Annotated in this window: 8 protein-coding genes; 3 read left to right on the forward strand and 5 right to left on the reverse strand. The window is 71.6% G+C overall.

The window, feature by feature from the left end:
* The first annotated feature begins 68 nt into the window (after nucleotides 1-68).
* Nucleotides 69-587 carry a GNAT family N-acetyltransferase gene (locus AB0L06_RS33680; RefSeq protein ID WP_500235195.1) on the forward strand — a complete coding sequence of 173 codons (519 nt, stop codon included), beginning with the start codon at nucleotides 69-71 and terminating at the stop codon, nucleotides 585-587.
* A 25-nt stretch (nucleotides 588-612) separates the two neighbouring features.
* Here AB0L06_RS33680 and AB0L06_RS33685 read toward each other — a convergent pair whose 3' ends face one another.
* Together AB0L06_RS33685 and AB0L06_RS33690 are read right to left on the reverse strand one after the other, a co-directional pair.
* Nucleotides 613-1482, reverse strand: coding sequence for a methyltransferase domain-containing protein (locus AB0L06_RS33685; RefSeq protein ID WP_500235196.1), 870 nt, complete (start codon nucleotides 1480-1482; stop codon nucleotides 613-615).
* Nucleotides 1483-1590: 108 nt separating this feature from the next.
* On the reverse strand, nucleotides 1591-2037 hold the full coding sequence (locus AB0L06_RS33690; RefSeq protein ID WP_500235197.1) for an ATP-binding protein: 447 nt from the start codon (nucleotides 2035-2037) through the stop codon (nucleotides 1591-1593).
* Nucleotides 2038-2337: 300 nt separating this feature from the next.
* Between AB0L06_RS33690 and AB0L06_RS33695 the strand changes: the two genes are divergently transcribed.
* The gene (locus AB0L06_RS33695) at nucleotides 2338-3201 is read left to right on the forward strand and encodes a helix-turn-helix domain-containing protein (RefSeq protein WP_500235198.1); all 864 of its coding nucleotides are present in this window, start codon (nucleotides 2338-2340) and stop codon (nucleotides 3199-3201) included.
* Nucleotides 3202-3372: 171 nt separating this feature from the next.
* Here the strand turns inward: AB0L06_RS33695 and AB0L06_RS33700 are convergent, their stop codons facing one another.
* From AB0L06_RS33700 to AB0L06_RS33710, 3 genes are all read right to left on the reverse strand, one after another.
* Nucleotides 3373-3621 (reverse strand): ATP synthase subunit C-like protein, encoded by a 249-nt coding sequence (locus AB0L06_RS33700; protein ID WP_500235199.1) that lies wholly within the window; start codon nucleotides 3619-3621, stop codon nucleotides 3373-3375.
* A gap of 245 nt (nucleotides 3622-3866) precedes the next feature.
* Nucleotides 3867-8702, reverse strand: a complete 4836-nt coding sequence (locus AB0L06_RS33705; protein ID WP_500235200.1) for an NAD-glutamate dehydrogenase — start codon at nucleotides 8700-8702, stop codon at nucleotides 3867-3869.
* 403 nt (nucleotides 8703-9105) lie between these two features.
* Nucleotides 9106-10701 carry a serine/threonine-protein kinase gene (locus AB0L06_RS33710; protein WP_500235201.1) on the reverse strand — a complete coding sequence of 532 codons (1596 nt, stop codon included), beginning with the start codon at nucleotides 10699-10701 and terminating at the stop codon, nucleotides 9106-9108.
* A 398-nt stretch (nucleotides 10702-11099) separates the two neighbouring features.
* Between AB0L06_RS33710 and AB0L06_RS33715 the strand changes: the two genes are divergently transcribed.
* On the forward strand, nucleotides 11100-12227 hold the full coding sequence (locus tag AB0L06_RS33715) for a C40 family peptidase (protein ID WP_500235202.1): 1128 nt from the start codon (nucleotides 11100-11102) through the stop codon (nucleotides 12225-12227).
* Nucleotides 12228-12255 lie beyond the last annotated feature (28 nt).

Genomic DNA, 12255 nt, shown 5'->3' on the forward strand with positions numbered 1-12255 from the left:
TCGGACGCGACGTCCTGGACGTCGGTTCCGCTTGACCGGTTTTGCCCCGATCCAGCACCCTCAACCCCATGATCATCATCAGGCCCGGGGACACCGGGGACATCACGGCCGTCCTCGGCCTCTTCGACCGCGCCGTGGAATGGCTCGTCGCGCGCGGCCAGATCGGCCAGTGGGGGGACGAGCCCTGGACGGGCAACGCGCAGCGCGAGGCCCTGGTCGAGCGTCTGGCCAATTCCGATGGACTGCGCATCGCCCTCCTGGACGGAGCCGTCGCCGGTGCCGTCCACCTGGGTTCGGCACCCGGATATGTGTCGCCCGCGACTGTTTCCGAGCTTTACGTCGAGGCCCTGGTCACCGATCGCCGCCATAAGGGCGCGGGCATCGGAACCGCCTTGCTGGAGCGGGCCCGAGAGGAGGGCCTCGAGCAGGGGGTCGTGCAACTTCGCGTGGATTGCTGGGCGGGCGCCGACGGCGAACTCGTCCGCTACTACGAAAGCCAGGGATTTACCCGGGACACCGAATTCGTCGTCGCCGACCATCCCCGAGGCCCATGGCACGGCCAGGTCCTGGTCCAGCCCCTTCGGTGACCGAATTCCGGTCGAAAGGACCGCGTCAGGTCGGCTGGGTACCGGCGATGGTGTTGTCCGGAGAATCGATCCAGATGGTCTGACCCTCCGGTGTCACGGTAATGCCGTAGCGGGTGAAATCGGGGGCGCCGGATCTGATCCAGCGCTCCACGGCGTCGAAGCCGACCCGCGGGAGAAGCCGCTGGTCGCGGAGGGGCATGAAGAACGCCTGGGCGATGAAGCGGCCCTCGGCGGTGCCGTCCGCCTTCACGGTGAACAGGGCGAGCCGTCCGTCCGGATGGACCGTCTCCGCCCACGGCACGAGGAGACGGCCACCCGGGCGGGTCTGCTCGACCCACGCGTAGGGGACGGTGTGCGCGGCCGCCGTGACCATGATCCGGTCATAGGGCGCGGCGGGCGCGTACCCGTCCTTTCCGCTGCCCGTGATCACCCGCACCGGGTAGCCGGCCCGATCCAGGGCCGCTCGGGCATGGGCGGCGACGTCCTCGTCGATCTCGACGCTGACGACGTTGTCGCCGCCCAGCAGGTAGGCGAGCAGGGCGGCGTTGTAGCCGGTGCCCGTGCCGATCTCCAGCACCCGCATCCCGGGCTCGAGCTCCAGCATCTCGATCATCTCGACCATGAGCGACGGCTGGCTGCTGGAGCTGGTGGACTCCATGCCCTCCCCCGTGGACGGGTCGCACAGCTCGGGCGGCAGCGTGGGGTCGGGACGGATCTGGATGACGACCGGCTCGTCCCACCGAACCTGCTCGTGCCACTGTTCCGGGGCGTCCCTCCGGTTCAGCGGGACCAGATGGCCCTGCTCGCCGCGCACGAAGATCTCGTCGGGGATGAAGTCCTCCCGGCGCACCGCCTTGATCGCGTCGCCCGGGTCCACCCTTCGCCCAGGACGCATGGCTCTCACATCCTGTCGCCGTCGCCTGTTTTCCGGGTCCTCTTCCTTCTTACCCATCCCCACCTCCTTTCGTGACCGAGCGTGAGCGGCGAGCGATCGCTCTTCCCTTTACTTTCGGAGGAGGTCGAACCAGACGGTCGTTCTGGAACGTTCCGCCGCCCAGCCCCAGTCGGCGGCCAGGACGGCGACCATCAGGAGGCCGCGGCCCGACTCCTGCCAGTCGGACGACTCGACCAGGTGCGGGACGGTCCGCGCTCCCCCGTCGTCGGTCACCTCGACCCGCAGGCAGTCGTCCCGGACGAGCAGGCGCACGTCGACGCCCCCGCCGCGACGCCCGGACGCGGTGTACCGGACGGCGTTCGTGAGCACCTCGGACGCCAGGAGCTCGAGATCGTCCAGGTCGACGCCCCACTCGTGCGCCTCGGCGACCCCGCGTAGCGCGCGCCGGGCCACGCCGATGTCCAGCCGCCCCCCCATCCCGCCGACCAGCCTCAGCGCCGGGCAGCCACCCTCAGGCCCGCCGGACGGTCCGGGCACGAGGTGGCCGCCGGTCACCGGCGCACCGCCGCGATTCGCTCCGCAACGCAGGATGTGCCGCCCTCGACGACCTCGGCCTGCTGATCGCCATCCCATCGAAAGAACCACGCGCGCACCCCGTCGACCATCCCCGACCACGCCTTCCCCCCGAAAATCGAACTCTTCGCGTTCGCTTGCGCACCATCCGTGATCGATGGCACGCTGTGCAAAGACTGCTTATACGGAGCGCAACATGCAAGTAATGCAAAGGCATTGACCGCACTCAGTGATCAGAGTGTCACCGGCACGCCACCCTCCGTCCGGCCGGAAGGAGCGAACTTGTCGAGTCGCAGACCCGTCCTCACCATCCGCCTTCGCCGACTCGCCGCGGAGCTGCGCCGGCTCAGGAAGGACGCCGATCTGACCAGGGACGATGTCACCGAACGCACCGCGCTGAACCCGGCCACGCTCTGGCGCATCGAGACCGCCAAGACCCGCCCCCAGGCGCGCACCCTCAAGACCCTGCTCGACCTCTACGGCGCCCCCGAGGAGCAGCGCGCCGAGCTGACCGTCCTGCTCAGGGAGTCGGCCCAGCGCGGCTGGGCGCACACCCTCGCCTCCGACCTCCCCGAGCAGTACGCCGCCTACATCGAGTTCGAATGCTCGGCCAGCCGGATCTCGAACTACGAGTGCTCCTTCATCCCCGGGCTCCTCCAGACCGAGGAGTACGCCCGGGCGACGATCGAGGGCTGCGGGCCGGGGATGACCGAGGACCAGGTGGACCACCGTGTCGAGGCGAGGATCCGCCGTCAGGAGCTCCTCACGGCGGACGGGCCCCTGGAGCTGCGGGCCGTCCTCGACGAGGCGGCCCTGCGCCGCCGGGTCGGCGGCACCGGCATGATGGCGCGGCAGGCGCAACGCCTCCTGGAGGCGGCGGAAATGCGGAACGTCACCATCCAGGTCGTCCCGTTCGGCATCGGGGCGCACCCGGGGATGATGGGCTCCTTCGTCGTCATGGACTTCCCGGAGGACGTCGGCGTGCGCCTCGCCTATCTCGACGGCCAGGCCGGTGACGTCTTCCTCGAGGAGGAGGCCGATGTCGAGCGCTTCAGCCTGGCGTTCGAGCATCTCCGCAGAGCGGCGCTCAGTCCCCGGGCGTCAACGGCCCTGATCACGGAGGTCGCCAGGGATTCACGAGCCTGAGGAGAAGTTCGTTCAGCGCGGTGATCAAGGACCGGCGGCGGCCGGGTCCGAAGCGCGCCGGGGTCGTCCGGACGCCCGGTCTGGGAACCGCCGCCCCCTGACGGGGCGACGGTGCGCGTCTTTGGTGCTCGCCCTGCCTCGTGGGTCAGGCTCGGGCGGTGGTGCCGTCGTTCACTTCAGGTTCGCGTACACGAACGGCACGACGAACGCGATGAGGGACAGTGCCTCGGCCAGGGCGAACCCCAGGATCATGTTCTGGCGGATCACCCCGGTCAGCTCCGGCTGCCGGGCGATGGCCAGGCACCCGAGGCCGAAGATCAGGCCGATCGCGATCCCGGGGCCGATGGTGGCGATGCCGAAGGCCACGGCGGCGATGTGCCCCTTCACCTCGGCGACGACGGGCGGTGGTGCGTGGGTCATGCGTTGGTCCCCTCACTGGTCGCGAGGTTCTCGTGGTCGCCGGGCCGAGCCCGCTAGGGAGGATGACTGACGAACACGGGAACCTCTTCTCTGACATTTCGCTTCATGAAGGACATTCCCTGACAACCCCCGCCTGACGATCGTTTGGACGGTCCAAAAGCGGCCACGCCGGGGAGGTGTAGCGCCCCCGGGAAACACCGCGGCCCCCGTCCCGGGGTGGGACGGGGGCCGCCGTGGGCGCCTGGTTACAGGACGCTGGTGCTGGCCAGGGTGCGGACCGCGCCGAGGGCGACGGACAGGGTCGCCAGGTCGAAGCTGTCGCTCTCCCAGATCTCGGTCAGCGTCTGCTGGGCCCGGGTGACGGCCGTGCGGTTCTTCTCGGCCCAGGCGGCGAGCCGCTCCTCCGGCCGGGTGCCGGAGGCCGAGGTGACCAGGACGTCACGGGTGAGCGCCGCGTGCGCGGAGTACAGGTCGTCCCGCAGGGCGGACCGGGCCATGGAGCGCCAGCGGTCGTCGCGCGGGAGGGCGATGATGCGCTCGCGCAGCCGGGTGAGGTCGAGGCGGTCGGCCAGGTCGAAGTAGACCTCGGCGACCTCCTCGACCGGACGGCCCGTCTCCTTGGCGATCGTGACCAGGTCGAACGTGGAGAAGGCCGGGACGAACATGGCGGCCTTCTCGGCGAGCTCGTCCGGGACGCCGCGCTCGGCGAACGAGTCGCGGCGCTGCTCGAAGGCGGTGAGGTCGGGGCCGGCGAGCAGCTTGGGGAACTGCGCCGACAGGGCGACCGCGCCGCCGCCGAAGTAGTCGATCGTCTCCTGGATGTCGAACGGGGGCCGCCGGTTGTGCAGCAGCCAGCGGGCGCCGCGCTCGGTGAGCTTGCGGGCCTCCAGCAGCATCGCGATCTGCGTCGACTCGTCCACCTGGTAGTCGAGGGCGTCGACCGAGCGCCAGAAGCGCGGCATGTCGAAGACCTCGCGGGCCACCAGGTACGCGCGGGCGATGTCGGACGACGACGCGCCGGTCTCCTCGTTCAGGCGGAACACGAACGTGGTGCCGGAGTTGTTGATCACGTCGTTCACCACGGCGGTGGTGATGATCTCGCGGCGCAGCGGGTGCCGGTCCATGTGCTCGCGGAACCGCTCGCGCAGCGGGGTCGGGAAGTAGTCGACCAGCCAGGACGCCAGGTAGGGGTCGTCCGGCAGGCCGTTGGCGATCAGCTCGCCGTCCAGGGTGAGCTTGGCGTAGGCGAGCAGCACCGAGAACTCCGGGCCGGTCAGGCCGAGGCCGGCCTGGCGGCGCTCGGCCAGCGCCTTGTCGTCCGGGAGGAACTCCAGGCGGCGCTTGAGCTTGCCCTCCCGCTCCAGCTTCCGCAGGTAGCGGGCGTGGACGTGGAGCATGGCCGGGGCCTGCGCGCGGGACGCGGCGAGCACCACGTTCTGCGCGTAGTTGTCGCGCAGCACCAGCGAGCCGACCTCGTCGGTCATCTCGTAGAGCAGGGTGTCGCGCTGCTTGCGGGTGAGCTCGCCGTCCCGCACGACCTGGTCGAGCAGGATCTTGATGTTGACCTCGTGGTCGGAGGTGTCCACACCGGCGGAGTTGTCGATGAAGTCGGTGTTGACCAGGCCGCCCGCGCGGGCGTACTCGATCCGGCCGAGCTGGGTGAGGCCGAGGTTGCCGCCCTCGCCGACGACCTTGCAGCGCAGGTCGGCGCCGTCCACCCGGACCAGGTCGTTGGCCTTGTCGCCGACGTCGGCGTTGTTCTCGGTGGTCGCCTTGACGTAGGTCCCGATGCCGCCGTTCCAGAGCAGGTCCACCGGCGCGCACAGGGCGGCGTGGATCAGCTCGTACGGGGTCATGGACAGGACGCCCTCGGCGATGCCGAGCGCCCGCCGCATCTCCGGCGTGATCTTGATGGACTTGGCGGTGCGCGGGAACACGCCGCCGCCCCGGGAGATCAGGGACGCGTCGTAGTCGGCCCACGAGCTGCGCGGCAGCGCGAACAGCCGCTGCCGCTCGGCGAACGAGCGGGCGGCGTCCGGGTCGGGGTCGACGAAGACGTGCCGGTGGTCGAACGCCGCGACGAGCCGGGTGTGCTCGCTCAGCAGCATGCCGTTGCCGAACACGTCGCCGGACATGTCGCCGATGCCGACGGCGGTGAAGTCCTCGTTCTGGATGTCCTTGCCCAGCGAGCGGAAGTGGTACTTGACCGACTCCCACGCGCCGCGCGCGGTGATGCCCATCGCCTTGTGGTCGTAGCCGACCGAGCCGCCGGAGGCGAACGCGTCGCCGAGCCAGAAGCCGTACTCGGCGGCGACGCCGTTGGCGATGTCGGAGAACGTCGCGGTGCCCTTGTCGGCCGCGACGACCAGGTAGGTGTCGTCGCCGTCGTGCCGGACGACGTCCACCGGCGGGACGACCTTGCCGTCCACCAGGTTGTCGGTGAGGTCGAGCAGGCCGGAGATGAACTCCTTGTAGCAGGAGATGCCGGCCTTCATGAACACCTCGCGGTCCGAGGAGTCCGGCAGCTGCTTGCCGACGAACCCGCCCTTCGCCCCGGCCGGGACGATCACGGTGTTCTTCACCGCCTGCGCCTTGACCAGGCCCAGGATCTCGGTGCGGAAGTCCTCGCGCCGGTCCGACCAGCGCAGGCCGCCGCGCGCGACGGACCCGAACCGCAGGTGGACGCCCTCGACCCGCGGCGAGTACACGAAGATCTCGAACTTGGGCCGCGGGAGCGGCAGGTCCGGGATGCCCTCGGGGTCGAACTTCAGCGCCAGGTACGGCTTGCGCTGGTAGTGGTTGGTGCGCAGGGTCGCCCGGATCATCGCGAGGTAGGCGCGCAGGATGCGGTCCTCGTCGAGACTGGCGACCTCGTCCAGGCGGCCGGTGAGCTCCTCGGTGATGCCCTCCGAACGCTCGGCCTCGCCGCCGGCCAGCGCCGGGTCGAGCCGCGACTCCCACAGCCGGACGAGCAGCCGGGTGATGCCGGGGTTCCGCAGCAGCACGCCCTCGATGTAGCGCTTGGAGAAGGACGTCCCGGTCTGCCGGAGGTACATCGCGTAGGCGCGCAGGATCATCGCCTGCCGCCAGTTCAGCCCGGTGTGCAGGACGAGCGCGTTGAACCCGTCGTTCTCGATGTCCCCGCGCCACAGCGCCTCGAAGGCGTCCTGGAACAGCGCCTTGACGTCGTCCTCGGAGACGTCCGCGGCGGGCTCGTAGCGCAGTCCGAGGTCGTAGATCCAGTACCGGCGGCCCTCGGGGGTGTTGATCTCGTACGGCCGCTCGTCGGTCACCTCGACGCCCATGTTGGACAGCAGCGGCAGGACCCGGGTCAGCGAGATGGGCTCGCCCAGCCGGTAGATCTTCAGGCGGCGCTCGCCCGGCTCGGCGCGGTACGGCTCGTACAGGTTGATCGAGGTGCCGTCGACGGCGTCCGGGGCGGCGCCGAGCTCGTCCAGGCGGCGCAGGTCGTGCACCGCGGTGCGGGCCGGGAAGTCGGCCTTGTAGCCCTCGGGGAACGCGTCGCCGTAGCGGCGGCTCAGCGTGCCCGCCTTCTCCTCGCCGCACTGCTCGACGATCGCGTCGGCCAGGTCGTCCGCCCAGGAGCGGGTGGCGGCGGCGAGCCGGGACTCCAGCTCGTCGACGTCCACGTCCGGCAGCGGGCGGCCGCGCTCGGCACGGACGACGACGTGCAGGCGGGCGAGCATCGACTCGGTGACGTTGGCGCTGTAGTCGACCGCGACACCCTCGAAGGCCTGGCGCAGGATGTCCTGGATGCGCAGCCGGATCCTGGTGGTGTAGCGGTCCCGCGGGAGGTACACCATGCAGGACATGAACCGGCCGTAGGCGTCCTTGCGCAGGAACAGCTTGAGCTGGCGGCGCTCGCGCAGCCGCAGCACGCCGAGCGCGATCGGCAGCAGCTCGTCGGCGGAGATCTGGAACAGCTCGTCGCGGGGGTAGGTCTCCAGGATCTCGACGAGGTCCTGGCCGTCGTAGCTGCTGGGGGTGAAACCGCCGAGCTCGAGCACCTGGTCGAGCTTGCGCTTCAGCACCGGGATGTGCGCGATGGACTCGCTGTAGGCGACGTGCGTGAACAGGCCGAGGAACCGGCGCTCGCCGATGACCTCGCCGTTCTCGTCGAACTTCTTGACGCCGATGTAGTCCAGGTACAGCGGGCGGTGGACGGTCGAGCGCGAGTTCGCCTTGGTGACGATCAGCAGCTTCTTCTCGGTGGCCTTCTCGCGCACCTCGGGGGGCAGCGCGGCGAAGCCGCCGGACTCCGGCTTGTCGTTGCGCAGGATGCCGAGGCCGGTGCCGGGGACGGGCCGCAGCGCCGTGCCGTCGTCGGTCAACGTGTAGTCGCGGTAGCCGAGGAAGGTGAAGTGGCCGTCGGCGAGCCAGTCGAGCAGCTCGACGGTCTCGGCGCGCTCGCCCTCGGGGACGGGCGGGGCCGTCCGCGCGATCAGCTCGGAGATCTCGTTGGCCCGGGCCCGCATCTTCGGCTCGTCCTCGACCGAGACGCGCACGTCCTGCAGGACGCGCCGGAGGTCGTCCTCCAGCTCCTCCCGCCGGGCGCGGTCGGTGGTCCGGTCGATCTCGATGTGGATCCAGGACTCGTCGACGTCGGTCGGGCTCTCCTGGACCGAGCGGAACCCGTGCAGGTGCCCGGCGACGTCCCGGTCCACGCCGAGCTGCGGGTGGACGATCATGTGGGTGGTGTAGTGGTGCCGGTTCAGCTCCATCGCCACCGAGTCCACCAGGAACGCCATGTCGTCGGTGACCACCTGCACGACGGTGTGCCCGGGGTCCCAGCCGTGCTCGTCCAGCGTGGGGGTGAAGACGCGGACCTTGGCCCGGCCCTGCGGCCGCTCCTCGCCGAGCGCGCGGTGCGCCATCGCCGGCCCGCAGATGTCGCAGGGGTCGCGGTCGAGCAGGTCCTCCGGCGCCACGTGGCGGTAGTACAACCGGAGGTAGGCGACCGCGTCGTCGAGATCGTCCCCCCGCGACCCGGAGCCTTGGAGACAGGTCTCCGCAGCCCTCCTCAACAGGTCGTCCTTGGCCTGGTCGAGCTTGCCGCCCATCAAACAACTCCCGAAGAAGAGACCTCGCCACTCCGTTGTGGCGCTGCTCACTGCGTCAGCGTAGCCAGGAATGACCAAAAAGCCGACTTGGGCAGCGCCGGTCCGAGGCGCCGTTCACCTGGCGGTCCATGGCGGAGGTCACGGTGGTTTACGGCCGCGTTCGGCCGGCTGGGAGCGTGTCCGCGAGGTCGTCGCGAACGCCGTCTCCAGCGGCTTCCAGCCTACGGCGCGGCGTCCCGGCTCGCGGGGGACACGCGCCAACACGCCGGTGCCCGACGGCCCCCGGAAGGCCGCCGAGAACAAGATCGTCGCAGCGCATGGCCGGGTCCGGCCGTCCGGAACGTGACGAAGATCACGTTTGGATTCACCGGGACGCCCGGACGCCCTGCCACCGGCCGTGCGCTCAGCCGGTCGGCGCGGGCTGCTGCCCCTGGCCGGTGCTGCTGCTCGGCGGGTCGGTCGGCTTGGTCGGCGGCTCGCTGGTCGTCGGCGGCGGGGTGGTCGGCGTCGTCGGCGTGCTCGTGTGCGTCGGGGTGCCCGTCGGCGTGCCCGTGGTCGTCGGCGGCGGGGTGGACGGCCCGGTCGAGGGCGGCGTCGACGGCCCGGTGGGGGTGTCGGTCGGAGACTCGGTCTCCGAGGACGTCGGGGTCGGGCGGTGCCTGGTCGGCAGCTTGCCCGGCAAGGACGGCCCGGTGCCGCGGGTGTCGGTCGTGGCGGGCTGCCGGTCGGTGTCGTTGACCTTCTGCGTCGCCTGGCCCTTGTTGCCACCGGACAGCGCGAGGACGGCCGACACCACGACCACGGCGATCAGCGCGGCGGCGGCGCCCGCGAGCGCGGCGCCGCGGCCGGTGCCGAGCCGCCCGGCGAACGGGGACCGCCGGCGCGGCCCGCCCTTCGGCTGCGTGATGTGCGCGGCGGGCCCGCCGATGCCCTGCGTCCGCTCGGTCTCGGCGGCGGCGCGCTCCCGCGCGGCGAACTCGGCCGGGCTCGGGAGGCGGTCCGGAACCTCCTGGGCCGGGACCTGCTCGGCGGCGGCCACCGGGTTCGGGGCCGTGCGGCGGCGGCCGAAGCGGCGGCGGCTGCGCTCGTTCTCCTCGGCGAAGTCGGCGGCGACGACGCTGCCGGCGGCGAGGATCGAGGTCGCGTCGGACGGCTCGGGCACGGCCGGGACGGGTGTGGCCTGGGTCTGGTAGTCCTCGTGCCCGAGCAGGCGCATGAGCACCTGGCGGGCGCTCGGCCGGGCGGACGGGTCCTTGGTGAGGCAGTCGGTGACCAGGTCGCGCAGCGGGCCCTCGAGGTCGCCGAGCTCCGGCTCCTCGTGCAGGATCCGGTTGATCACGGCGGGGATGGTGTCCTGCCCGAAGGGCGGCGCGCCGGTCGCGGCGAACGCCACGGTCGCGGCCCAGCAGAACACGTCGGCGGGGGTGCCCGCGCCCTCGGCCCGGATCTGCTCGGGCGACATGTAGGACGGGGTGCCGATGACCTTGCTGGTGAGGGTGGTGGAGCCGCTGGTGGCGCGGGCCACGCCGAAGTCGATCACGCGCGGGCCGTCCGGGCCGATCAGCACGTTGTGCGGCTTGAAGTCGCGGTGCACGATCTCGCCCTGGTGGATGGCGGCGAGCGCGGTCGCGGTGCCGACCGCGAGCCGCTCCAGCGCCGCGCCCTCCAGCGGGCCCTCGTCCAGGACGAGCTGGTTCAGCGACGGGCCGGGCACGTACTCGCTGACGATGTAGGGCCGGTCACCGGTCGCGTCGGCGTCGATCACCTGCGCGGTGCAGAACGGAGCGACCTGCTTGGCGACCTCGAGCTCGCGCAGGAACCGGGCGCGGGCCCTGTCGTCGGCGGTGAGGTCGGAGTGCAGCAGCTTGACGGCGACCCGGCGGCCGTCCTCGGCGGTGGCCAGGAAGACCGTGCCCTGACCGCCCTCCCCGAGCCTGCCGATCACGGCGTACTGTCCCAGCCGCTCCGGGTCTCCCGACCGCAGAGCTCCAACCTCCATGTCGCGAGACCGTCCCTCTCGTGTTGTCGTCGGACCGAACCGTCCCGGAGCCCGCGGCCCCCCGTCCCGCCGCCGTCCGGAAACCGGTCCCCCTCACCGGCTGGACGATCACGGGCCGCGACCGCGCGGATGGTCCCGGTGACAGTGGGACGCCCGGGTGCGCGGGGAGGTTCACCCGTCCCTGCGACCTTACGACGCGATCTGACCCGACACGCCGCATCGGACGGGTTCGGTCGCCTCAAGCCTAGTGGGAAGGGGCGCGGAGCGATACCACACAATCCCGGCAGGAACCCACATTCCCCCTGGTGAGAACGCTGTTTTCGAAGAAATTCGCGAGTGTGAGCGACACGGCGGGGGTATCGGAAGGCCTGACGATCTTGCAAGGAGGTACGACAGGCATGTCCATCCCCTTAAAGGCCGTGACCGGCGCGGTCCCGCTCACCATGTCCCTGACGCTCGCGCTCGGGACCGGAGTGGCCGAGGCCAGGCCCGTCTCGGCCGCGAACGGCGAGGCGACCGCGAGTCCGGAGCAGTCCGCACCACAGCGGCCCGCCCCACAGCGGCCCGCGGACCGGCCGGTTCATGAACGACGCGGTTCGGAGCATCCCGGAGCGCGACCATCCATTCCGGGGCAGTCCGCGCGTGTCTTGGACTCCGCGCCCATGGCGGCCCCGGACCTGGCGCCCGCGCGGGCCGAGGAGGCCGCGGCGTCGCCCGCAGGGGCGGGGGCCTTCAGCGCCGCCCGCACCCGGCAGGTCGCGAGCATGGGAAAGGCCGCCCAGCCCGAACAGGCCGCAGGCCCAGAATTGGGCGCGCGGGCCGTTCAGGCCGCGCAGAGCGGGCAGAGCGCGCACGGCGGACAGGCCGCGCGCGCACGACAGAGCATGCGCGGCGGACAGGCCGTGGGCGCCGGAGAGGTCGTGCGGACGGATCAGGCCGCGCGGGCTCGGGAGGGCGCACAAGGTGTCCGGGTCGCGCAGCGGCAGGCCGCGCGCGGCGCACGGGCCGTCCAGGCCGGGCAGGGGCAGTCCCTGCACAGTCGTCTGGGGCGGGCCGAGCTCGGGGCGCGGATGATGGCCGTCCAGCGGCGCGCGGCGCTCATGCAGCGCGCGAGAGTGGCACGGCGCATGGAGGCGCGCGCGGCGCGGGCCGTGGACTACGCGACGCGGCAACTCGGACGTCCCTACGTGTGGGGCGGCAACGGGAGCCGCGGGTTCGACTGCTCGGGGCTGACCCAGCAGGCATGGCGGCACGCCGGGGTCAGGATCCCGCGCATCGCGGCGGACCAGTTCCGGCGCGTCCGGCCGCATGTGTCGGCCGACCGGCTGAAGCCCGGAGACCTGGTGTTCTTCCACGGGCTCGGGCACGTCGGGATCTACGCGGGCCGCGGGTGGTTCATCCACTCGCCGCACGCCGGGAAGGTCGTGACCTTCCAGCGGCTGCGCGGCTGGTACCGGTCGCAGTTCGCCGGGGCGGCGCGTCCCGGCTGGACGGCCCTGCCGCCGCTGCCGGCGACCCTGCCCTGACCGTTTCGTCCGGACCGCGGCGCGCCCC

The sequence above is a fragment of the Spirillospora sp. NPDC052269 genome (assembly GCF_040679435.1).
GTDB lineage: Bacteria > Actinomycetota > Actinomycetes > Streptosporangiales > Streptosporangiaceae > Spirillospora.

Excerpts from the sequence above, each read along its gene's own strand:
- AB0L06_RS33705 (WP_500235200.1), bottom strand. The coding sequence starts at position 8,702 with ATGGGCGGCAAGCTCGACCAGGCCAAGGACGACCTGTTGAGGAGGGCT.
- AB0L06_RS33680 (WP_500235195.1), top strand. The coding sequence starts at position 69 with ATGATCATCATCAGGCCCGGGGACACCGGGGACATCACGGCCGTCCTC.
- AB0L06_RS33700 (WP_500235199.1), bottom strand. The coding sequence starts at position 3,621 with ATGACCCACGCACCACCGCCCGTCGTCGCCGAGGTGAAGGGGCACATC.
- AB0L06_RS33710 (WP_500235201.1), bottom strand. The coding sequence starts at position 10,701 with ATGGAGGTTGGAGCTCTGCGGTCGGGAGACCCGGAGCGGCTGGGACAG.
- AB0L06_RS33715 (WP_500235202.1), top strand. The coding sequence starts at position 11,100 with ATGTCCATCCCCTTAAAGGCCGTGACCGGCGCGGTCCCGCTCACCATG.
- AB0L06_RS33685 (WP_500235196.1), bottom strand. The coding sequence starts at position 1,482 with ATGCGTCCTGGGCGAAGGGTGGACCCGGGCGACGCGATCAAGGCGGTG.